This window comes from Novacetimonas sp. GS1, from assembly GCF_036686925.1.
Lineage (GTDB): Bacteria > Pseudomonadota > Alphaproteobacteria > Acetobacterales > Acetobacteraceae > Novacetimonas > Novacetimonas hansenii.
Genome location: NZ_VSZP01000001.1, coordinates 2,663,389 through 2,686,849 on the forward strand (window position 1 = coordinate 2,663,389; position 23,461 = coordinate 2,686,849).

The 23,461-nt window shown below is 57.9% G+C and carries 17 protein-coding genes; 5 read left to right on the plus strand and 12 right to left on the minus strand.

What is annotated here, in order from left to right; genetic code table 11:
- Positions 1-181 precede the first annotated feature (181 nt).
- Positions 182-2,533, plus strand: coding sequence for a TonB-dependent receptor domain-containing protein (locus tag FYB92_RS11685; RefSeq protein ID WP_332828711.1), 2,352 nt, complete (start codon positions 182-184; stop codon positions 2,531-2,533).
- A gap of 212 nt (positions 2,534-2,745) precedes the next feature.
- Here the strand turns inward: FYB92_RS11685 and FYB92_RS11690 are convergent, their stop codons facing one another.
- From FYB92_RS11690 to FYB92_RS11735, 10 genes are all read right to left on the minus strand, one after another.
- Entirely contained in the window at positions 2,746-3,999 is a 1,254-nt protein-coding gene (locus tag FYB92_RS11690) for a M20 family metallo-hydrolase (protein ID WP_282760008.1), read from the minus strand.
- 82 nt (positions 4,000-4,081) lie between these two features.
- A complete protein-coding gene (locus FYB92_RS11695) occupies positions 4,082-5,170 on the minus strand; it encodes a phosphotransferase (RefSeq protein ID WP_225578648.1) in 1,089 nt (362 codons plus the stop codon).
- Positions 5,167-6,609, minus strand: a complete 1,443-nt coding sequence (locus FYB92_RS11700) for an NAD-dependent succinate-semialdehyde dehydrogenase (RefSeq protein WP_282760076.1) — start codon at positions 6,607-6,609, stop codon at positions 5,167-5,169. The genes FYB92_RS11695 and FYB92_RS11700 overlap by 4 nt, the downstream gene beginning before the upstream one ends.
- Before the next feature lie 98 nt (positions 6,610-6,707).
- The gene (locus FYB92_RS11705; RefSeq protein WP_332828712.1) at positions 6,708-8,129 is read right to left on the minus strand and encodes an amidase family protein; all 1,422 of its coding nucleotides are present in this window, start codon (positions 8,127-8,129) and stop codon (positions 6,708-6,710) included.
- Between the two features lie 249 nt (positions 8,130-8,378).
- Positions 8,379-9,791 (minus strand): amidase family protein, encoded by a 1,413-nt coding sequence (locus FYB92_RS11710; protein ID WP_075631468.1) that lies wholly within the window; start codon positions 9,789-9,791, stop codon positions 8,379-8,381.
- A gap of 60 nt (positions 9,792-9,851) precedes the next feature.
- A complete protein-coding gene (locus tag FYB92_RS11715) occupies positions 9,852-10,055 on the minus strand; it encodes a DUF3311 domain-containing protein (protein WP_003619084.1) in 204 nt (67 codons plus the stop codon).
- A gap of 118 nt (positions 10,056-10,173) precedes the next feature.
- Positions 10,174-12,645 (minus strand): TonB-dependent receptor, encoded by a 2,472-nt coding sequence (locus tag FYB92_RS11720; protein ID WP_075631469.1) that lies wholly within the window; start codon positions 12,643-12,645, stop codon positions 10,174-10,176.
- Positions 12,646-12,937: 292 nt separating this feature from the next.
- Positions 12,938-13,885, minus strand: a complete 948-nt coding sequence (locus tag FYB92_RS11725; protein ID WP_003619081.1) for a glyoxylate/hydroxypyruvate reductase A — start codon at positions 13,883-13,885, stop codon at positions 12,938-12,940.
- A gap of 89 nt (positions 13,886-13,974) precedes the next feature.
- Positions 13,975-15,360 (minus strand): aspartate aminotransferase family protein, encoded by a 1,386-nt coding sequence (locus FYB92_RS11730; RefSeq protein ID WP_040511780.1) that lies wholly within the window; start codon positions 15,358-15,360, stop codon positions 13,975-13,977.
- Between the two features lie 39 nt (positions 15,361-15,399).
- Positions 15,400-16,158: a class II aldolase/adducin family protein gene (locus tag FYB92_RS11735; RefSeq protein ID WP_247067176.1), complete on the minus strand. Its 759-nt coding sequence runs from the start codon at positions 16,156-16,158 to the stop codon at positions 15,400-15,402.
- Positions 16,159-16,657: 499 nt separating this feature from the next.
- On the opposite strand from FYB92_RS11735, the gene FYB92_RS11740 reads away from it, so the two are divergent.
- The 3 genes from FYB92_RS11740 (at position 16,658) to FYB92_RS11750 (ending at position 20,588) form a co-directional block, all read left to right on the plus strand.
- Positions 16,658-17,755: a LysR family transcriptional regulator gene (locus FYB92_RS11740; protein ID WP_196760700.1), complete on the plus strand. Its 1,098-nt coding sequence runs from the start codon at positions 16,658-16,660 to the stop codon at positions 17,753-17,755.
- Between the two features lie 34 nt (positions 17,756-17,789).
- Entirely contained in the window at positions 17,790-19,244 is a 1,455-nt protein-coding gene (locus FYB92_RS11745) for a sodium:solute symporter (RefSeq protein ID WP_247067174.1), read from the plus strand.
- A 129-nt stretch (positions 19,245-19,373) separates the two neighbouring features.
- A complete protein-coding gene (locus tag FYB92_RS11750; RefSeq protein ID WP_332828713.1) occupies positions 19,374-20,588 on the plus strand; it encodes an aspartate aminotransferase family protein in 1,215 nt (404 codons plus the stop codon).
- Between the two features lie 429 nt (positions 20,589-21,017).
- Here FYB92_RS11750 and FYB92_RS11755 read toward each other — a convergent pair whose 3' ends face one another.
- Positions 21,018-21,911 carry a LysR family transcriptional regulator gene (locus FYB92_RS11755; protein ID WP_062809342.1) on the minus strand — a complete coding sequence of 298 codons (894 nt, stop codon included), beginning with the start codon at positions 21,909-21,911 and terminating at the stop codon, positions 21,018-21,020.
- Positions 21,912-22,042: 131 nt separating this feature from the next.
- Here FYB92_RS11755 and FYB92_RS11760 point away from each other — a divergent pair, with 131 nt between their 5' ends.
- Complete coding sequence (locus FYB92_RS11760; protein WP_332828714.1) at positions 22,043-22,354, plus strand: hypothetical protein; 312 nt, start codon at positions 22,043-22,045, stop codon at positions 22,352-22,354.
- Here the strand turns inward: FYB92_RS11760 and FYB92_RS11765 are convergent.
- Positions 22,308-23,458 (minus strand): IS3 family transposase gene (locus FYB92_RS11765; RefSeq protein ID WP_237915129.1). Its coding sequence is split into 2 segments (ribosomal slippage): positions 22,308-23,200 and positions 23,200-23,458, totalling 1,152 coding nucleotides; the frame shifts between segments, so codons are not numbered across the junction. The two genes, FYB92_RS11760 and FYB92_RS11765, sit on opposite strands and share 47 nt — an antisense overlap.
- Positions 23,459-23,461: the final 3 nt, after the last annotated feature.

Consider the following 23,461-nt stretch of genomic DNA (forward strand, 5'->3'; position numbering starts at 1 on the left):
ATAAAGTAGCGTATACAACGTTAATGCCGGAATCGGCTGTATCCTGCCAAGCAGAAGGGGTTTCAATCCGTGCCGAGGATGCACCGACCTTCACGACCAGAGAACAGATTTCAAAAACAGATGCTTGGGCAAAAACGCCGCCTGCCTACCCACCTCTCCCTGATATGAAAGGAATACATGCATGATCTGGAAGCATGTGAAATATCTGTACCTGCCCTTGTCCCCGATCATCATGCTGGCCCTGTCCACCCAGCACTTCGCGCATGCCGCATCCGCCCCGCACAAGAAGGCGGAAGAACATACCGCCCCGAAAAACACTGCCACACACAGGGTCATTCATGCAGGTGCCAATGCCACGGCGGCACCGGAAAAGATCAGCGTTGTGGGATCAGGTTCGACCCGCCAGATGCAGTCGCTCTCCCGCCGTGACCTGCAATATCTTGTGCCAGGCACCACGCCACTCAAAGCCGTGGGGAATATGCCTGGCGTACAGTTCAGTTCATCCGATCCGCTGGGCATCGACCTGTGGTCACAAAGCTTCTACATGCATGGTTTTACCAGCGACCAGCTTGGTTTTACCGTCGATGGTATAGCTCTGGGCGGCCAAGGATATGAATCCCATGATGGCGTGCCCGTCAACCGCGTCATCAGCAACGAAAACATTTCCCATACGGACGTGTCACAAGGCGCCGGTGGGCTTGATACCCCGTCCACCAGCAACCTTGGGGGCACCGTACGTTTTTACAGCGACGACCCAAGCGACAAGATGGGGGGAAAAGTTTCGCAGACATTCGGCAGCTATAATGCATTCCGTACTTTCGCACGGTTTGACAGCGGCAAGCTGAATAAAAGCGGGACGAAGTTCTATATGTCCTATGACCGTCGCGCCGAGGATAAATGGCTGGGTGGGGATTCACAGTTTCAGCAGATGGTGAATACCAAGTTGGTACAGCCGATTAACGACCACACAACCTTCAAGGCCTATTTCGACTGGTCCAGCGAGGCCGCTGCCTCCTATCTGGACAATTCACTCGAAATGCTGAACAAGGTTGGATACGATTCAGATTATTACTATCCGAACTACGGCGCGGCACTGAATGCCGCCAACGGTAACTATCCCTCCAAATATCAGGGCCTGTCTGATCCGAAGAATGCGGCCTATTACCGCGGCATCGAAACCAGTTCCTATTACGTGGGCGGCATGAGCCTGGACAGCAAGCTCACTACGAACCTGGAATCCAAGACCACCTTCTACGGTGTGGGCAAGCGTTACGATGCGTGGTGGACCTCGCCCTATGTCAGTTCACCCAGCGGCGCACCGCTGGCGGCACAGGACCAGGCCATGAGTTCACGCAGGCTGGGGTTCCAGACCGACCTTATCTACCATTTTCGGCATCATACCTTTGATGCGGGCTTCTGGTACGAGAACTCCACCTACAACCCGGAAATGGATTACTTCAACGAACCCAATTCCGCCAATGGTACGCCTTATAACGAAGTCGCCCACAAGGGTGAGCCGTTCATGATCGGATATGGCGAGGCATTCAACACGAATACCTATGTCTTTCACCTGCAGGATACCTATAAAATCCTACCTAACCTGACCCTGCATGCAGGTTTCCGCACCATGGTCGTCAATGCAAGCGACCGCGTGACCCATAACGACATACGTTACACGAACAGCACGCAGATTCCGGCCGGTTCACTTACGGCAGAAGCCGCCGCCCTGCCACAGTTCAGCGGCAACTGGCGTTTCGCACCCAATAATGAATTCTATTTCGATATCTCCAAGAACATGCAGGCCTATCCGGAAGGGGGCTATAACATGTTCTCGCCATGGGGCGCTAAAACGCAGTCCGATTTCAATGCACTCAAGAAAAACCTTCGCCCTGAAACCGACTGGGTATATGAAATCGGTTATCGACTGCAGACCCGTCGCGTTATCGGCCTGCTGAATCTGTATCATACCGACTTTTCAAACCGTCAGCAGTCAATTTCCGTAGGGCCGTTGGTTACTGCCCACTCGCTGTTCGAAAATGTCGGCAGCGTCAATATGAATGGTGTTGATGCCAGCGTGACCTTCATTCCGGTACGCCATCTGTCGATCTATAACAGCATCAGCTACAACAGTTCCAAATTTGAAAATAATCTGACTTCGGGCGGTGTCCTGTATCATCTCAAGAACAAGCAGGAACCCAACTATGCTCATCTGATGTACAAGAACTCCCTGAAATACTCGATCAAGGGGATCAACATTCACTTCGATACCCTGTTCATGGGCAAAAGATACCTCAGCTATACCAACGATTCCCGCGTTCCATCCTACTGGCTGGAGAATTTCGGTGTCAGTTACACCCTGCATGATGTGTCGGTTGCCAAGAACCTCAAGTTCGACTTTAACATCTATAACATTACCAATGAACGCTATATCTCCAACATGGGTAGTGGAGGCAATCCGCTTTCGGGTGATTACAACAGCCTGCAGGTTGGCGCGCCCCGGTCCTTTTATGGCACCATAAGCGCGGATTTCTGATCTGTTTGCATAAAGCTGACTGGGAAGATGACTTACGGGTTGTCTTCCTGATTACCGGCTTGAGTATCCGCTCCCACTGGTCATCGCGTAAACCGTATCGCCGCATCCGTCTGTCTCCCCCAAAAACCGGGAAAACAGTCAGCACACACAGCCACAAAGTAGCCCCGCACGTGCCACACTCAGGGCTTAAATGACGACACGCCGTATAGACCTCATGCAGGGTCGAAATGTTCATCCGCCGCCATAATCGCGCGCATCAGCACGTTTGCGCCTGCCACGATATCCTCCGGTTCGGCGTATTCCGCCTCATTGTGGCTCAATCCATCACGACAGGGAATAAAGATCATCGCAGTCGGACAGATCCGGGCCATATAGGCCGCATCATGTCCCGCGCCGGAAATGATGTCGCGATGGCTCAGCCCCGCCTTTGCCGCCGCATCACGCACTATGCCGATGCAGGCGGGGTCAAACGGCACGGAAGGCGAGGCCCAGCTTTCCTCGATCAACAGGTCGATGCCCGCTCCGCATGCAATCTCATCCGCCCGGGCACGAAAGTCGGCTTCCATCCTGTCTATCACCGCATCGTCGGGGTGGCGCAGGTCCAGCGTCATGCGCACTTCACCCGGCACCACATTACGACTGCCCGGACGTGCGTCGATGATGCCGATGGTTGTCTTGGCATCAGGCCCATGCGCCGCCGCCACATCCGCCGCCAGCACCATCAGGCGGGCCGCTGCCAGCAGAGCATCGCGGCGCAGATCCATGGGCGTGGTACCGGCATGGGCCTCCTGGCCGGTCAGGGTCACGTCAAACCACCGCATGCCCTGCACGCCTGTCACGACGCCGATGGTTTTGCCTTCATTTTCCAGCACCGGTCCCTGCTCGATATGCAGTTCGAAATAGGCGGCAAGCGGGTGCGCGCCACAGGGTTCATCTCCCCTGTAGCCAATCGCCTGCAGGGCATCACCCAGACGGACCCCATCACGATCAGCCAGGGCGTAAGCCTGCTCCAGCGTGAAAACACCGGCAAAAACGCCCGATGCCGTCATGGCCGGGGCAAAACGTGCCCCTTCCTCATTGGTCCAGTTGGCCAGTTCAATTGAATGGCGAGGCACATATCCCGCCGCCCGGAAGGCACGCAATACCGCCAGCCCCCCGAGCACGCCATAAATGCCATCATACCGGCCGCCCGTGGGCTGGGTGTCGAGGTGGCTGCCCATCATCAGTGGCGGAAGGGTGGGATCACTCCCCTCCAGCCGCAGGAACTGGCTGCCCATGGTGTCTATCGTAATGGAACACCCAAGCGCCTCACCATGCGTGGCCAGCCAGTCACGGACAAGGCGGTCCTCCGCCGACAGGGCCAGCCGGCGGATACCGCCCCGTGGGGTCGCGCCAAAACGGGATGTGAAGGCAATGTCCTCGTTCAGGCGGGGACCATCAATCGTGATATTTGCATTCTTGTGCATCTGACTAACCTTTTTTCATGGTCCTGTGCTGATGCGCGGCTCATGGCCGGCCGTATCATATCAGCCCGTATATCCCTTGCGGTTAAGCTGCTGCGAAGGTCAGCATCCTGTCGCGCAGGGTGTCCTGCAGGGCTTCCAGCCGGGACAGGCCCTGCCAGGCGATGGCCTGGTTACGCGTGATGTATTCGGTATCGGCGGGATTGCGGCTGGCCCGCCATGAACTGATGCCCAGCGACATGACCAGCCGCGCCCCCATCATGGCGGGCAGGCACGCCAGTTCCGCCCGTGTGAGCGCAACGGTCTGGCAATAGCCGGAAAGAATGGCCATGAACTGCTCCAGCGGCTGCGTGCCACTCCCCATCATGTACGATGCGGCAATTGCAAGGTCCTGCACGCGCGGGGCGCGTATCACATCGCCAAAGTCGATCACGCCCTCGATGACCTGATCGCTACACAGGATATTATGCACATTGAAGTCGTTATGGATCACCTGCGCTGGCAGCGTCGCCATGACAGGCTGCACCTGCTGTTCAAATGCCGCCAGTGCCCCGCTGGCCAGCGCCCTTTGCGCCCCGGTGGGGAAATAGCGGATGAAATTGCGCATATAGGCCGCATTGCGCAAATTCCATAAAAGCGCATGGGACTGGGCCGGGTGGTCAAAGCCCGCCAGGGCCTGGTCCAGCCGCCCCAGCATACCCCCGATGGAGGTGCATAACGGCACTGTGGCCGGCCGGTTGCCCAAGGGCGTGCCGGGCAGGAATGTCACCATCCGCACGATCCGCCCTTCACCCGCACCATCGCGCCATACGGCCTGCGGCACGGATGGGGCCAGCAGTTCCGGCACGGCCAGCGTCGGGTCTTTCACCCTGAGGTAGCGCAGGACACTGTCCTGCAGGTCAAGCATTTCCGGCTGTTCGGCACAGTGGGCAATTTTCAGCACGTAATCGCCGCCCTGCGTGGTACGAAGGCGGAAATTTCTGTCGCGCTCTCCCGGCAGACGTGACACCACGCCGGTCATGCCAAACATGTCATGCGCGATCCGGGTTGCGTCCTCCACCGATACGGACCGCGATGGCTGTTCAAGCAGGATCAGCGCCGTTTCAAAATCGGCCCCGGTTTTTCCCATGCCGGTAGAAGAGACAGGCACGCCCATCGGATGCCCCCTGTTCACATATAATCCATTGATGTCACCATACGGGTATCAAGATAGGCGTCGAGTGCCTCCGACCCGCCTTCCGAGCCATAACCGGAATCCCCGATCCCGCCAAAGGGAATTTCCGGCAGGGACAGGCCTATATGGTTGATGGTCAGCATGCCCGTGCGCACCGTATCACGCAGGCGACCCGCAACCGCACCCGAGCCGGTAAAGGCATAGGCCGCAAGCCCGTATGGCAGGCGATTGGCCTCGGCAATGGCGTCCTCCAGCGTATCAAAGGGACAGAGCAGCGAGATCGGACCAAAGGGCTCCTCGTTCATGATGCGCATATCGGCCGTCACCCCCGTCAGCACGGTAGGGGCATAGAAATAACCCGGCATTGCAAGGCGGGTGCCGCCGGTTTCCACCCTTGCGCCGCTGTCGCGCGCCTCATTGACCAGAGCCTCGATTGCCTCCAGCCGCCGCTGGCTGACCACGGGTCCCATCTGCGTGCCGGGACACTGGCCATTGCCCACCACCAGCGCCTGCATGTGCGCGACATAGGCGGAGCGGAATGCCTCAAAGACCCCCTTTTCGATCAGGAACCGCGTGGGGGAGACACAGACCTGCCCGGCGTTGCGGATCTTGGCTTCGGCAAGGAGGGAGACGGCACGCGTAATATCGGCATCCGCCGTGACAATGACCGGGCCATGGCCGCCGAGTTCCATGGTCACCCGCTTCATGTGCGCGCCGGCAAGGGAGGCCAGGATCTTGCCCACCGCCGTTGACCCCGTGAACGTGACCTTGCGGATGATGTCATCGGCAATCAGCGTTTCCGAAATTTCGGCGGGCGTGCCGTATACCAGCCCGATCACCCCGGCGGGTACGCCCGCATCGGCAAAGGCGCGGATCAGCATCGCGGGCGAGGCCGGGGTTTCCTCCGGGGCCTTGACGATGATGGAACACCCCGTGGCAAGGGCCGCGCTGACCTTGCGCACGACCTGGTTTACCGGAAAATTCCACGGGCAGAATGCGGCAACCGGGCCAACCGGCGTGCGGATGACGGACTGCGTGACCCCCATGAACCGCGCCGGTACGAGGCGCCCGTAAGCGCGCCGCCCCTCTTCCGCCATCCAGTCGATAATATCGGCGGCAGCGGCCATCTCGGCACGCGCCTCCGCCACGGGCTTGCCCTGTTCGAGCGACATGTAGCCTGCCGCCTCTTCCGCACGTTCACGCAGCAGCACGGCGGCCCGGCGCATGATCTGGTAGCGCTGGAAGGCGGGCGTGGCGCTCCATACGGCAAAGCCGCGCCGTGCCGCGGCCAGCGCCTGCGCCAGTTCGGGCTGCCCCGCATGGGCAACCGTGCCGATCACCTGTGCGGTCGCGGGGTTGATTACGTCAAGCGTCCGCCCATCGCTGGCCGCCTGCCACTGGCCACCAATAAACAACAGGGTATCGGGATAGGACATCATCATGTTTCTCTTGCGGAAGTATCGACACAGGCGTGGCAGGGGCACCGCACCACAAGGGACGCGACCGCAGCACCCGTGGCACTGCGGCCGCGTGCGGATCAGCCTTTGCGCATGGCCCTGTCGAAGACAGCCGACGGGTCGGGGCGGGCCTCCGCCAGCAGGGCTTCAAGCGTCATGCTCAGGCGCAGCACGCCGATATCATTATTGATACGCCCCCCGATCTGGATGCCCACCGGCAGGCCACAGGAAGAATATCCTGCCGGCAGCGACGAGGCGGGCTGGCCCGTCATGTTGTACAGCAGGGAGAACCCGGCCCATTCCAGCCAGTCCGGCCAGCTGTCATCAGGCACCGTAAGCCCCGCCCTGAGCGGCAGGATGGAAACGGTGGGCGAGATGACGAAGTCAACCGTTGCATGCTGGCGGGCGCATTCCTGGCGGTAGGCCAGCCGCGCTATCATCGCATCAACGTAATCCCCGGTGGGAATATGCGCGCCATGATCGCCCCAACCACGGAATTCGGGGTCGAGCAGGTCACGCTCGGCCGGGCTCAGGCGGCGCTGGGACTGCCATGCCCCCACCTGCCACAAGGTGCGATAGGTCGGGCGCCAGTCCTCCATGGGGGCCAGCGGCACCAGCACGGCCCCTGCGTCCTCGATACGCGCGATGGCGGCACGATAGACCGCCGCCACTTCCGGATCGACCTTCATGAAGCCGAAATCTTCCGTCACCCCGATCCGCACTCCTGCCAGTGGCAGTGGCGTAACCGGAAAATCAGAGGCCGGGAGCGGGTCGGTGGTAAAGGGGTCCATCGGGTGGCGCCCTTCAATAACCGAGAACATCAGGCCAGCATCCGCCACAGTGCGGGTCATCGGGCCAAAATGCGCCATGTCGGAATAATGCGGACCAATGGGGTACATCGGCACCCGGCCAAAGGTTGCCTTAAATCCGAATATGCCGCTGAAACTGGCCGGAACACGGATGGAGCCGCCGCCATCGCTGCCCAGCGCCAGCGGGCCACAGCCGGCGCTGATGGAGGCTCCGGCTCCACCACTGCTGCCGCCGGGCGTATGATCGGTATTGTGCGGGTTGCGGGTGATGCCGGTCAGCGGGCTGTCAGTGACCGCCTTCCACCCCCCTTCGCAGGTGGTGGTGGAGGCGAACAGCACGGCACCCGCCCCGCGCAGACGCCCGACAGAGGGGGAATCCTGTGTTGCGGGCGGATTATGTTCGGCAAGGCGCGACCCACGGGCAAAGCGCCAGCCTTTCACCATGGCTGTATCCTTGACGGAAACCGGCACGCCTTCCAGCGCGCGTGTGGGCAGGCCAGCCATCCAGCTCCGCTCGGCCGCGACAGCGGTGGCGAGGGCGCGCTCGGGGTCAAGGCTGCAAAACGCATTCAGCACCGGCTGCACCGCCTCGGACCGGGCAATGACGTCGCGGATCACCTCTACGGGCGAGAGTTTCCGCGCTGCATACAGAGACAGAAGCTCAACAGCCGATAGTTCACATAATTCAGTCATGGAAATCATCTCTGCTTCTTGATGTGCCCCAAAGCGGAGCACGTACACCGGGGGCGATCACCATGCGCACCGCCACGGACCGGCCAGACAAACACGGATATGGAAAAAATCACTTCACCCCGGGAACGGGACATCTGACACACGAGACCACGCAGCGAGGTCATTGCGACATCGTTTCATCCCGATGCGCCAGATCATGCGGATTTGTGAAATGGCATGGGCATATCATCATGTTTTCTCCCTATGTATTCACGACAGTTTCAGGTCGGGCCGCACCGCGCTCCATGGTCTGGCCTCTTCCCATGCGGCGCAGGCCTGCAGCACGCCCAGATCATCAAAACGGCGGCCGACAACCTGTAGGCCCACGGGCAAATTGTCCGCGCCAAAGCCACACGGAATGCTGGCCGCCGGATTGCCCGCCCAGTTGAAGGGATAGGAAAACTCCGCCCAGCCCAGCCAGTCCCAGTCGTGTCGCGGCCATGTATCGGGCTGGAGCTGCGTGGCGGGGAATGCCGCCACACTGGCCGCGGGCGTGAGCAGGAAGTCCCATTGGGTAAAGAATTCATGGATCTCGACCGCATAGGCAAAACGCTTCTCACGCGCGAGTGTGAATTCCTGCATCGTGCGGCCCTGCGTCTCCCTGATCATCGCCACCAGACCGGGGTCCATCAGCGGTCCCCACTCCGACAGGAGCGTGCATTTTGCGCTATAGGTGGCAGGCCAGAAAAAACGCGCCAGTTCCGGCCCTTTCGGCCCCCAGGCCGGAGTAACTTCCTCCACCGTGGCGCCCATGCCCTCAAACACACTGACCGCCGCCGCAACGGCCGCAGCCACATCAGGATCGACACGGGCATGGCCAAGATCGGGACTGTAGGCAATCCGGCGTCCTTTGAGCGGGGCGGACAGCATGGTCGAATAGGGCAGCGGCGCGGCCTCAAGGGAGGTATAATCCCACGGATGCGGGCCACTCATGGCCTCGAGCATCAGGGCCGCATCCTTTACCGTACGTGTGAGCGGCCCCATATGCGTTGCAAGGTCATTGTTGCTGATGGGCCAGTTCGGTATCCGGCCATGGGTCGGTTTCATGCCAAACACCCCGCAGAAATGCGCGGGCATGCGGATGGAACCGGCCCCGTCACCACCCTGATGCAGGGGGCCATACCCGGCTGCGGCCGCAGCCCCCGCCCCGGCTGATGAGGCACCGGCGTTATAGCCCGCCTTCCACGGGTTGCTGGTCACGCCGGTAAGCGGGCTCTGGCTGACCCCTTTCCAGCCGAATTCCGGCACGGTGGTCTTTCCCAGCATGACGGCCCCGGCCTCATGCAGGCGCGTGACGCACGGGGCATCGACGGTGGGCACATTATCCTTGCGCGACCATGAACCATAGCGGGTCGGGATGTTCGCGGTTTCCTGAAGGTCCTTGATCGTCACCGGCACGCCTTCAAGCCTGCGGTTCACGCCCGCCCGGTAGGCTGCCTCCGCCCGGCGGGCGCTGTCCATGGCGTGCCTGGCGGTCACCTCGACCATGGCGTTGATCTTCGGTTCCGTGGCTTCAATATGGCGCAGGACTGCCGCCACCACCTCAACGGGAGAAAGACGGCCACGCTCATAATGCACCATCAGCTCCGCGGCGGACATGAAGCCGATTTCCTCGTCAGACATTGCTTATTTTTCCCACCTTGTGCAGCAGGGACATTGTCCGCCACATGGGGTCATGTTCCGTCATTCCGGGTAGTGCCTGCGGTCGAACATGACCCAGCACAGGCCAAGGCAACCCGATGTGAGCAGGAACCATGCGAATATCCAGACCATGAAGAAAGGTAGTCCCGCCACTTCAATCCTGACCTTGTCAATCATGGGAAAAAGCAGGTCGATCATGACCATGGGAATGACAAGTCCAATAACAAAGCTGCTTTTTGAAGGCATCGGAAGCTCGCTTTCATGTAAAGGGATGCCGGAACCGGCCGGAACAGGAAATGACTGGCTGTGGCAGGAGCCTCACCATCCCTGCCCCATCCCGCCCTGTGACCAGATGCGCGCGGTATCAGAACCCGACCGTCAGCGCACCGGACATTGCAAAACCACCACCAATATTGTAGCCGGGCTGGCCAGCGGCGATCCACTGCCCGTTTGCCGCGCGGACACCCTTGGCCGTGGGCGTGAAGCTGGCGGCCTGGGCATAATACAGGTTGTTGCCGATATTCATGAAATTGAGCTGGAGCTGCGGCTTGTAGACCATGAATTTGTCGATACGGATATTGTGTAGCCGGTAGCCAAGCGTGATGTCGGATGTCAGGTAACCAGGAATGCTCTGGTCATTCATGAACGTAGTGTAACGCTTGCCAATATAGTTCAGGCCAAAATTACCGAAAAACGTTCCGTCATCATAGGAAAGACCAATCGCCCCTGTAAATTCCGGTGTATTGACCGAACGTTTGCCACGGGTGTCAATATAGGTACCCTGGATCTGAAAATTGTTGTCCGTTGTGGCATGAACATAGGACCCCGAAATATAGGGGCTGAAATGATGCCACGGGCGCAACCCGACCTCCAGCTGGGCGCCGCGCACGGTTTCACCCCCCATGTTGATCGGCGTGGTCACGAGCGAACCACCTGCTGAATAGGCGGTTGAGTTCACATCGTGATTGGTCAGGTTATAGTTGAACAGTGATGCGGCAATATGCACCAGACCGTTATGGCGGAAGCCGATTTCCTCACCAATTGCATATTCCGGCTTCAGGTTTGTCGGATGCACATCAATGGGCGTGGGAGACTTGGCATCATACATGTCCAGATAGGCTTCGGTCCGGTCCGGGGCGCGGAAGCTGGTAGTGCCGTTAACGAATATCTGGTCATGCTTCGTGATATTATAGCTGATGGCGACCTGAGGCAGCGGCTCCGCATAATTGCCGCCATTCTTGCGATCGGAAATGCCGGGCAGGTCGTTCGTAGCCCATCTATTGATCATAACCTCCTTGAAGCCAGCCGTAAGTTTAAGGCGGTCATTGAGCAGAGATAGCGTATCGTCAAAATAGATGGAGACCTGCTGCTGGCGGAAAACAAGGTTCCACGGGCTGAGCGACTGACCCGCTGCATCCTTGATACTGTATCGCCCCCAGGCATTGGCGGGCAGGCCCTTGGGTCCTACGGCGGCATAATTGGCCGGTTCAACCATATCAAGATAGGAATACATGGACCCGATGCGGAACAGGTTGTTCTTGTACTTCCAGTCCAGATGCCCCATCAGGGCCAGAGTGTGCTGGTGCTGTTCATCCACGACCTGTGTCGTATCGACCCTTGTGCCATTGGCCAGGGTCACGGCCGTTGGCAGGTTGAGCGCGCCTACATTCTGCGTACCGAGATAGGCCTGTGAATCATTGATGTTTTCACCAAACCCGCTGTCCTTGTCCCAGTTGATGAAATAGGGCGTCAAATGCAGGTTGAGGTTATGGCCCAGGTTGAACTTCATCGGCGCCATGACCGCGATGGTTTTGTTCATCAGGCGGTTCATGCGATAATAATTTGGACTGCCTGGGGTATAAGTGGGGTTAAGGTAAAGGGAGGACGTGCCTTCAGCCTCAAAGACTGCCTTGGTTGGCGTTGCCGCACCGTTGGAGTTGATCCCGCTGGACGAATACTGTCCAAAAATCATCTCCATGGCAACCCGGTTCCCCTGCCCCCATTCCTTTACCAGCTTTGCATCGACATGGTGACGGTTGATGGAACCCGGGGTCTGCCAGAAATTGCTGAACATGTAGGAATAGGACATGAAAGCACGGATGCCTGTATGCCCGATTTCACCGGTATCAAAACGGACGAATTCCTTTTTCATGTGATAGCTGCCATAGCTGCTTTCAATCATGCCGCCGCGACGGCGGGAAGGATCGCGCACGGTGACATCAATAGACGAGCCAACCGCGTTATAGGACGGGCTCGTGATATCAGGCGACCCCTGCGTAAGGGAAACCGAAGACATGTTTTCGGCATCTGGTGAACTGCCGATTGAATCCGGCTGGTAATACACGCCATCCACCAATGGCACGCCGTCAACCAGATAACCGATTTCACTCTGGTTCATGCCACGCACCACAAGGGCGCGGGATGTCAGGCCGTAGGGGTCGGTACGGGCGTAAGCCACACCCGGCATCATGGCCACGAGAGCCTGTGGCGTTGTATTGGAGCTCTGCTTGGCGATAAAATCGCGGGTCACCTCACTGCGCGCCTTTGGCACGGTCTGTACCGGCATGAGGCCACCACCGGGGGTTGTACCGGTCACGCCATTTGGCGTGCGGATGCCGGTTCTGACGTGAATGGTTTCCCCATCACCCCGGGCGGCAATACCCGCAGGCTGGGCATCCTGCTGCGGTCGCGGTCGCGGGCCGGCATGCACTCTGGCGGGCCGATTGCGGACCGTGGCCGCAGGGGTGGCCGCTTTTGCATTGCTGTGCTCTGTCACAATCAGGCCCGACAGGACGGTTGTAGACAACACAAGAGCACCGAAGGAACAAAATCGCATTCATATTCTCCCTGTCGTCCCGTTCGGGAAAAACTGATGGCATAAATGAAAAGATGAAGACCGAGCAGGAACCAGTGGGCACCTGCATTTTCAATAGGAATACCGTAACGACATTTAATTATCATCTCGTAACATTTTTCAAGAGATAAATGCCAATTATTTTAATATTCCAAATTATATTGTTGTTTTTGCATCAATATGCGTGATGGATGCATTAATTTAAGTATTGGTATAATTTATGATAATGCAGGGCATAAATTTATTTATGCCAGATGGTGGAAAGCCTGCGCTTTCAGTAACCCCGGCTGATATCAAAAATCTGCTCCGGGCGTTCCCCACGCTGCATGCTCCTTATGCAACCAATCAGGTAATCGACCCGGGCAACGACCGATGCCTGAGATGCGATATGCGGGGTGACGATTACGGATGGGTGCGCCCACAAGGGCGAGGTCACCGGTAACGGTTCGTGCTGGAAAACATCCAGAACAGCGGCTGACAGCACGCCGTCATCCAGTGCCGATAAAAGATCGCTCTCAACAACATGCTCCCCGCGACCGACATTGATGAACGCCCCTCCGGGCCGGAGCGCACGCAGCACCCGGGCATTGATGATGTTGCGGGTCTGGGGAGTATTGGGCAGCAGGCAGATGAGGATATCGGTCCCGGCCAGAAAAGGCTCCAGCCCGGCCGCCCCGTCAAAAGTCCTGACCCCTTCGATCACCTTGGGCGAACGTGACCATCCCTGCACGGCAAAGCCACACCGGTTGAGATGCCGCGCCGCGTAACGGCCAAGCTGCCCAAGCCCCATGATGCCCACCACACAGTCCGCAGTCGAACGCGTGACGACCATGCGTTTCCACACCCGCTCGTTCTGCTGCAACGCCCACCCCCGCGCGCCACGGATCGTGCTGATACAGGCCCACAGCAGGTAATCCGCCATCAGGCGACCGGTTTCCTCCCCCGCCATGCGGATAAGGGGCAGACAGGCGGGCCAGTCGGGGTCGCGCGCCACGATATGATCAACCCCCGCAGACAGGCTGAAAACTGCCCTGAGCGCAGGCAGGCGCGCAAGATCGCCTATGGGAGGCATCCATACCAGCGCATAGTCGATACTGTCGGGCGCCCCCATGGCGGTCGCCCAGTCCACTACATGGATATCTGGCGCCCGTTCAGCAAATGCTTCCTTTACCTGCCTGGGATAGTCAGCATCGTCTTCAACATAAACGGCGATGGAAACCATTCCCTGACTCCATTACAAGAATATTTCTTTATTAATGGCTTATATTATTCAGTTTTACCTGAATAATATAAGCCTCCTCCAATTATCACTCAGTGGAACTGGCCGGAGCCGATCTCATGTTCCATCTGCGCAAGAACCTCCGTCACGCCATCAAAGATCATGTCGACCTGATCGCGCGTAATGATCAATGGCGGCGAAAATGCCAGCGTATCGCCCATGGCACGGGCAATGACCCCCTTATTCTGGAGCAGCCTGAACGCATATTTTGCCAGTTGCCCAGCCTGTAGCGACGAGGAACGCGTGGCCTTGTCCGTCACCAGTTCCAGCGCCCCGATCAGCCCGACGCCACGCGCCTCCCCCACCAGTGCCGAGGATGCGCCCAGCGCGCGCAGCCGCGCCTGAAAATGCACGCTGACATCACTGACATGCGTCATAAGGTCGCGCTCTTCCATGATATTCAGCACCTCGATCGCCACGGCAGCGGCCGTCGGGTTGCCGCCATTGGTAAAGCCATGGGCAAAGGCGCCAATGGCGTGCGACTCATCAGAGATCGGTTCAAACACCATGTCATTCATGAGAATGGCGGAAATAGGCAGATAGGATGATGAAAGCTGCTTGGACAGGATCATCATGTCGGGCCTGATATCAAAGGTCTGGCTACCAAACATACGTCCGGTCCGGCCGAACCCGCAGATGACCTCATCCGCGACAAGGATGATGCCGTATTTTTTCAGCACGGGCTGCAGTTTTTCCCAGTAGCCCTGCGGGGGAACGATCACCCCGCCTGCCCCCATCACGGGTTCGGCGAAGAAGGCGGCAATGGTCTGTGGCCCTTCGGCCAGGATAAGCGCCTCGATTTCGTTCACTAGCCGTGTCGAGAAGGCCTCCTCGCTCTCGCCCTCCTGGCCTTCGCGGTAATAATGCGGCGCGGTCACATGCAGGAAGCCGGGCAGCGGCAGGTCAAAGGACTGGTGATCGACAGGAATGCCGGTGAGGCTGGCAGAGGCAATCGTGATGCCATGGTAGCCCCGCCTGCGGCTGATGATCTTCTTGCGCTTTGTCTCTCCGAGCGCATTGGAGCGGTACCAGATCATCTTGATCGCCGTATCATTGGCTTCCGACCCGGAATTGGTAAAGAACGCCTTGCTCATCGGCACAGGCGCCATCTGCACGAGGCGGGCGGCCAGTTCTATCTGCGGCGCATGCGATTTTCCGGTGAAGGTATGATAGTAAGGCAGCTTCTCCATCTGGCGGACAGCCGCATCGATCAGCCTGCGTTCACTGAACCCAAGGCCGACACTCCACAGCCCGGCGACCGCCTCAAGATATTTTTTGCCCGCATTATCATAAACAAAGACGCCTTCGCCCCGATCAATCACCATCCCGCCGCCCTGCAGGTTGGCCCGTGCATCCGTAAAGGGATGCATCAGGTAACGGGCATCGGTCATTTCCAGGGTATCGGCTTCGTCAGACATTTTTTCCATCATTCCCAAACCTTCTGACCACTTGTCGCATTATGAACAGTATGAATCTTTTTCATCCGCAATCAGGCTAAGGGCCGCTGTCCAGGCACGCTGGATGATTTCTTCAGCTTCATCACGCTGGAACTGCTCCGCCGTGCGCAGCCGGACTTCCTCCGGCGGGTAGGAGAGCTGCCTGCCTCCGGCAAGGGCATGGATCTGTATCTGGCATGCACGTTCAAGGAAATAGATTTCGTGGAAGGCATGCGCCACATGCCGCCCCCCCACCAGCAGGCCGTGGTTGCGCAGGATCATGGCATTATTGGTGCCAAGGTCGGCAATCAGGCGCTCCTTTTCCTCGGCCCGCAGCGCAATCCCCTCATACCCGTGATAGGACAGGCAGCCATAAAATTTCAGGGCATGCTGGCTGATGGGCAGCAACCCTTCCTCCTGCGCCGAGACCCCTGCCCCGTGGGGCGTATGGGTATGGATGATGCATTTCAGGTCAGGCCGGGCCTGATGAATGGCAGAATGGATGACAAAGCCCGCCGCATTCACATTGGACTGCTCAAGCTGCAGGTCCTTCACATGGCCGAATTTATCAATCCGCACCAGATCGCTGGCGCACATCTGCTCGAAAACCTTGCCGTAGCGGTTGATGAGGAAATGCCCCGGATCACCCGGAATGGCCATGGATATATGGGTGTCGATCAGGTCCGTCATGCGGAAATAGGCAATCAGCCTGTAAAGCGCAGCAAGTTCACAACGTGCTTTCCACTCATTTGCGGAGAAGGATTCGGATGGAAGGGTCACAGGCAAGCCTCCGGAAAACATAAAGATGCACACAGGGCGAACGGACGCAGCCGTATCATTTTTCCTACTATGGCATAGATGATTACACGAACCTTTCGATATGAAAACGATAAATAGACATTAAAATTGATAATAATGCCCATTAACTGCATGCCTTGTGAAATATATTCGTTATTTATAGAGAATATATACTTTAATACTCTTGCAAATCATCCTTCATCTGTCCAGACTCTGCCGCATCGCATTCTCATCCGCATGTGATGGCCAGAAACAGAAATAATGATGGGCAGGCCAAATGATTAATTGACATCATGCTTTCGGGTAAATCATTATGTATATGTAACGTTTTGATGCTCTGTGCCCTGTCAGCAATACCGCTGCAGGTCTGGTGCAATATCCGGCGCCCAGCGCCATGAAATCGCGAACGAGCCTCATGCAATGCGGCAGGTTAGGTTTATGAAACCCCGTACCCTGAAAACTGAAATCAGGCTGTATCCCCATGACCATGCTCTCTTTTCCGTCCATGCCCGACCCTGTGAACCGAAAGGCCGAAACGGGCCATGACATCCCCAGGAAAAGTGAACAACTGATCGACCGGCTGGACTGGAACCTGCTGCGCACGTTCATCGCCATCGCGCATGAAGGCAACATAACACGCGCGGCCAGCAGCCTGCGCCTGACGCAGTCAGCCGTCAGCCAGGCCCTGCGGCGGCTGGAAAAGCAGATCGGTTATGCCCTTATTGTCCGTAACGGAAGCCGCTTTACACTTTCCAGCCATGGCGAGAAAGTGCTGCGTCTGGCATCCGATATCTATGGCTCGATCAAGGCGATCAGCAACGAGATCGAATCCGGGACGGAAGAAGTAGGCGGCCATATCCGCCTGCTTACGCTCAGCAGTATTGAATCCGTCACGTATGACACGTTCCTGGCCAACTTTCATGAACGCTTTCCGCGCATATCGCTTGAAATCATCTGCATACGCAGCGAGGACATCCTAAGCTCCCTCCAGAAGAAAACGGCCAATATTGGCATAGGGCTCTGCCCGCGCCCCCTGCCCCGCATCGGGCGCTCACTGATCATGGAGCAGTCCTATGGCCTGTACTGCGGTCGGCCCCACCGCTTTTTTGGCAAGAGTGACATTTCCCTGCGGGAACTGGCGCAGGAGAATTTTGTCCGCTCTGAAGCGGACAGGATTGACGGGCTTCTCTCCAACATCACCATCTTTCGCAACGAGATGGATTTCAGCGGGTGGATCTCGGGCACATCGTACTCCATCCAGGAAATCACTCGCATGATTGTTGCGAATTACGGAATCGGGTGCCTGCCTGAACATATCGCACAGCCATGGGTAGATGCAGGCAGGCTGTGGCGCCTGCCACCGGCCTCGGGCATCACTACATCGGGGATATTCCTGCTGTGGAACCGTGACGGTCGTTACAGCAATAGTGAACGTATCTTTCTCGAGCAGTTCCAGAACCATCTACAGGCATCCCCATCAGCACCTGAAGGCAGACCTGAAATTACCACTGCCGCCAATACAGGGCAGACCAAAACAGGGCAGACCAAAAGCTACCCTTTACAGAATATGTTGAAATAAAAGACCTTCTGTCTGGCACGCCGGGAGCATATTAATGGCAATCATCTTCTTCATTCTTATCCTCACCGCGTCGATCATCGTGGCGATCATTTCAAAGCGGCGTGCCGGTGCGCAGAACATCAAGGACTACCTGACGGCCTCACGGTCCTTTGGTTCGATATTCATCTTCTTCCTCGGCATTGGCGAGACCTACAGTATCGGCATGATGACCGCCTTCCCCGGGGGCATCTATCATTCCGGCTACCCGTTCGCGTCATGGTTCCTGTCCTATGTGCTCCTGGCCTATCCTGTCGGCTATTTCCTGACCCCACGCATCTGGCAGCTCGCGCGCAATACCAACGCCGCGACGGTGCCAGACATTTTCCGCAAGGTGTTCAACAGCCGCGCGCTTGAAATTACCGTTGCCTTCAACATCATATTGTTCATGATCCCGTGGGCGACCATCCAGTTTTCCGGCCTGACCCTTGTGCTGTCAGGGCTGAACATCGTCTCCTCGCGCTGGCTGCTCATGCTGACCGCGGGCGGGATCGTTTTCCTGTATATCGCCATTTCCGGCATCCGGGCCTCCGCTTATGTCTCGGTCATGAAGGATCTGCTCGTGCTGTTCATTATCGGCACGATCGTCATGGCGCTGCTCAAGACAGACAATCCGGCCACCCTGTTCCAGATCGGCACGGATGAGCTGCACAATACGGGGATCAGCGGTCGGCAGGAAAGCTTTGCCATGTCCACGATGTTTTTCCAGGCCATTGGCCTGCCCATCTTTCCACTGAGCTGCGCTTACCTCATGACGGCACGCAGCGCACGGACCGTCATGCGGGCACAGATCTTCATGCCGCTTTACATGGTGATCTTTCCGTTCATGATGCTGATCGCCTTTTATGCAAAATATCATCACCTGGCACTCACGTCCCCCAATGATGCCTTTATCGAGACGGTAAAAACCCTCCTGCCGCCCGCCATGATCGGGATTGTGGCCGGCGGGGCTGCCCTGTCCGCGCTGGTGGTGCTTTCTGGCACGTGCCTTGTCATCGGGTCGCTGGTGGCGCGCAACCTTGTGCCGGGCCTGCCGGAAAAACACCAGAAAACCACATCGCAGATGGTCATCATGCTTTATATTGTTGTCTCCATGATTCTGGCGACCATGGTGCCAACACTGGTTTCCCACCTGTATAACATGACGTATTTTGGTGTAACACAGTTGCTGCCCTGCTTCCTTCTGGCAATCCTGTCAATCCGCGCCAGACCCCGGGCGTTGTGCGCCGGGATCATACTGGGGGATGCCGTAGGGTGCGGGCTGTACCTGAGCGGGATAGATACGCTCGGCATCAATCCCGGCCTGATCGGCCTTGTTGCCAACACGGCCATCGTGTTTCTGGCCGGCAACTGCCAGCGGCCGCAGAAGGTGCGGCATCATGCGGAGCAGGAATACATTGTGATCAAGGAAAACTGGACAGACCGCCCCTTATCCACATCTTCGGGATCATGATCCCGTTCCGTGGGGACATGGCCTGCCTCACGGTTCGTGCCTTCCGGCCCTTTCCGCCATCCACAGGCCGCTGCTACCCACATGCCCCCGCCTGCCTGTTTCAATTTTCCATCCCAGACTGGATACCCCATGACGCAGCCCCTTCTTGAACGCCGCCATCAGTTGCTCAGTCCGTCTTACCGGCTGTTCTATGATGAACCGCTGCACCTTGCATCAGGCCGGGGGGCATGGCTGACCGACGTGCATGGCCGCCGCTTTCTGGATGCCTATAACAATGTTGTCCCCGCCGGGCACTGCCACCCGCGCATTGTGGCCGCCATCGTGGCCCAGACGGAACGGCTGAACACGCATACACGTTACCTGCATGATACCATCGTGGATTATGCGGATGCCCTGCTCGCGACCTTTCCCTTCCCCGCGCAGGCAACATTTACGTGCTCGGGCAGCGAGGCCAACGACCTGGCCATCCGGATTGCCCGCCATGTCACCGGCGGCGACGGGCTGATCATAACCGAAAATGCCTACCATGGCGTGACCTCCACAACAGCCGAGATTTCTCCCTCTCTGGGCAAAAGCGTCAATCTCGGGACGCATGTACGCACGGTGCCCGCCCCTGTGGCAGGCACAGATTTTGCCGCAGGTGTCAGATCCGCCATCGCGGACCTGCAACGCCATGGTATCCGGCCTGCCCTGCTGGTGGTGGATACGATCTTCTCCTCGGATGGAATATTTTCTGATCCCGCCGGGTTCCTCGCTCCGGCGGTTGAGGCAATCCATGACGCGGGCGGGCTGTTCCTGGCCGATGAAGTGCAACCCGGTTTCGGGCGCACTGGCAGCCATATGTGGGGTTTTGAACGCCATAGCATCACGCCGGACATGGTCTCGATGGGCAAGCCCATGGGCAACGGATATCCGGTTGCAGGGCTTGTATGCCAGCCGGACGTGATCCAGAATTTTGGCTCCAGCATCCGTTATTTCAATACGTTTGGCGGCAACCCGGTCGCCATGGCCGCCGCCATGGCAACACTGGGCGTGATCCAGGACGAGAACCTCATGGAAAACGCCAGCACCGTGGGTGCCTACCTGCGGACACAACTGGCCCGGCACCCAGGCATTCATGATGTTCGCGGAGCAGGACTTTTCATTGGCGCCGAACTGGCGAATGAGGCCATCGCCTCGCGGGTGGTCAATGAAATGCGCGCCCGCGGCGTGCTCATCAGCTCTTCCGGCCCGGCCGGGAATGTCCTGAAAATCCGCCCGCCTCTCATATTCTCCCGTGAACAGGCGGATATCCTGAACGACACGGCAGCAGCTGCCCTGGAAGTGGCTCTGGCGGATGGCTGATACCAATCTCTCATCGATGGGGATGCCATTGTCGCCGTGCCTGGCGAGGCAGTGACAGACGACTATCTGCGCATGCTTCAGGAACGTGGGGGATCTTACTGCTTCGCCGGTACAGACGGACATGACATCCGGAAAGCTGTCGAGGTTCTGGGGAAGATATTTGGACGTAATAAGCTCCTGCTTGAAGGAGGCGGTCGAATCAATGGGGCTTTCCTGAAGGCAGGCGTCATCAACGATGACCAGTCTCATGATTTATCCGGGCATTGACGGACTCTGCGGTGTCGCCAGCAGCTTTGACTGGATTGGCGCCAAAGATGAGGACCTGCAAATGGACAGGCCTTGCGTCTGAAACACGTTGAAAACCGTGAGAACGGTGTTTTGTGGTTACAGTATGATGTGGAAAAAGGCCGTCCTGAGTAAATGTCGGCTTTATCCGCGATAGCGTAAGGCCTCAACAACCAGCCGGAAGGCGGCGGAAGACTGTCGTCTGCTGGGGTAATACAGATGATAGCCGGGGAATGGGGGGCACCAGTCCTCCAGCACACGGACCAGACGCCCGTCTGCCAGATAAGGCGCGCTCTGGTCCTCCATGATGCAGGCCAGTCCAAATCCACCCAGCGCGGCCTGTCGGATCATTGGCACATTATTGAACGTCAGTTGCCCATCCACACGCACGCGCAGCGCACGTTTCCCCTTTTCCAGCTCCCACGCATAAACACCGCCAGAGGTCGGAAGACGCAGATTGATACAGGTATGATGGGATAAGTCCTGTGGCTTTCTTGGGACAGGATGCCGTTCGAAATAGGACGGTGCCCCGACGACGGCCATACGCAACGGCGGTCCGATGGGAACGGCAATCATGTCGCGGGCGATTGTTTCCTCAAGACGCACGCCGGCATCGAAACGCTCGGCAACAATATCGGTCAGACTGGAATCGACCGCCAGTTCAACATGCAGATCGGGATACTTGGGCAGAAGCTTGCTGAGTGCTGGCCACAGCAACGTATTGGCCGCATGTTCCGAGGTCGTGATCCGGACTGTCCCCGACGGTTTTTCAGAAAGTTCGCTGAGGGAGGCAATTTCACTGCTGATCGTATCGAGAGCGGGGACCAGCGCTGTGAGCAGGCGCTCGCCGGCTTCCGTAGGAGAGACCCGACGCGTCGTGCGGGTGAGAAGCCTGACATTCAGACGAGTTTCCAGTCGGCGGATCGTATGGCTCAGCGTGGATTGGGACGTACCAAGTTTCGCAGCCGCCCGTGTAAAGCTCTGTTCTTCCGCAACCGTCATGAACGCATTGAGATCGACCAGTTCCTCGCGACGCATTTATGAACTCCAAGCATAAGATCAAGCGGACCCTAGCATCTAATCATGGAAATGGCCTCATGCTTTGATGTCTGACAAACCTGTTGGGGTGTGTTTTTTACCCGTCAGGCCCTCTTTGAAGGAGGATATTTATGGATATCCGTCGTCCTGGTTTCAAACCCTCCGTTAAAGGATCAGCCGAATGGTTTACTGGCACGGTCCGGGTCGATGCACCCTTTGCCGGCAGTGGTGCACTTTCCTGCGCAACCGTCACTTTTGAGCCGGGCGCACGCACGGCCTGGCACGCACATCCGCTCGGCCAGACTCTCCTCATCACTGAAGGTTTCGGCTGGATTCAGCGTGAGGGCGGACCGATCGAAGATGTACGCCCTGACGTGCCCCCTTTTTTGTATCCACTTAAAAGGAGAGTTCCCGTTTTTTATGGCTTGGGGTTGATGGAATGACAAGGGTCTCGGGGGCATGCCCCCGAGACCCTTGTCTGGCGATCTGATCCGGTGTCCTGCCATCCAGCTGGGAATGGGGACGCACCGTATTGTAGTCTTCCCGCCAGTCAGCCAGAACCTGTCGGGCATGGCTGAGAGACGTGAACAGCGTCTCGTTGAGGCATTCATCCCTCAACCGGCCGTTGAAACTTTCGACAAAGCCGTTCTGTTGCGGTTTCCCGGGGGCGATATAGTGCCATTCAACCTTCATCTCATCCGCCCATTTCAGGATGGCATGGGATGTGAACTCCGTACCGTTGTCGCTGACAATCATGAGGGGTTTGCCATATCGTTCCACCAGGGCCGTCAGTTCCCGCGCCACACGTCCACCTGATAATGACGTGTCGGCAACCAATGCCAGGTTCTTGCGACTGAAATCGTCGATAACAGCCAGAATGCGGAACCGGCGGCCACAGATCAGGGCATCCGAGACAAAATCCAGGCTCCAGCGCTGCCCGGGTTCCTGAGGGATGGTCATGGGAGAACGCGTCCCCAGTGCCCTCTTGCGGCCGCCCCGATGGCGGACTTTCAGCCCTTCCTCCTGGTAAAGACGGAACAGCTTCTTGTGATTGGGGCTGAACCCTTCGCGTGCCAGAAGATAACCCAGGCGGCGATAGCCAAAGCGGCGTCTCTGGCTCGCCAGATCCCGCAGGCGCTGGCGCAGGGTGGCATCATCTGCCCGGGTGGAAACATACCGCGCAACACGCCTGGCAAGACCAACAAGGGCACAGGCGCGACGCTCACTCACCTCCAGAGCCTTTTGAAGGTGTAGGACCGCCTGCCGCTTTGCGACAGGCGTCACCACTTTTTTCCAACAATTTCCTTCAACGCCGCATTATCCAGCATCGCATCCGCCAGGAGACGCTTCAGACGACCGTTTTCATCTTCCAAGGCCTTCAGTCGTTTGGCCTCAGATACCTCAAGGCCACCATAGCGGGTCTTCCATTTGTAAAACGTCGCATCACTGATCCCGTGTTTGCGGCAAAGATCAGAGACCTTGAGCCCAGCCTCCTGTTCCTTCAGCACCCCTATGATCTGCTCTTCCGTAAAACGACTGCGTTTCATTCG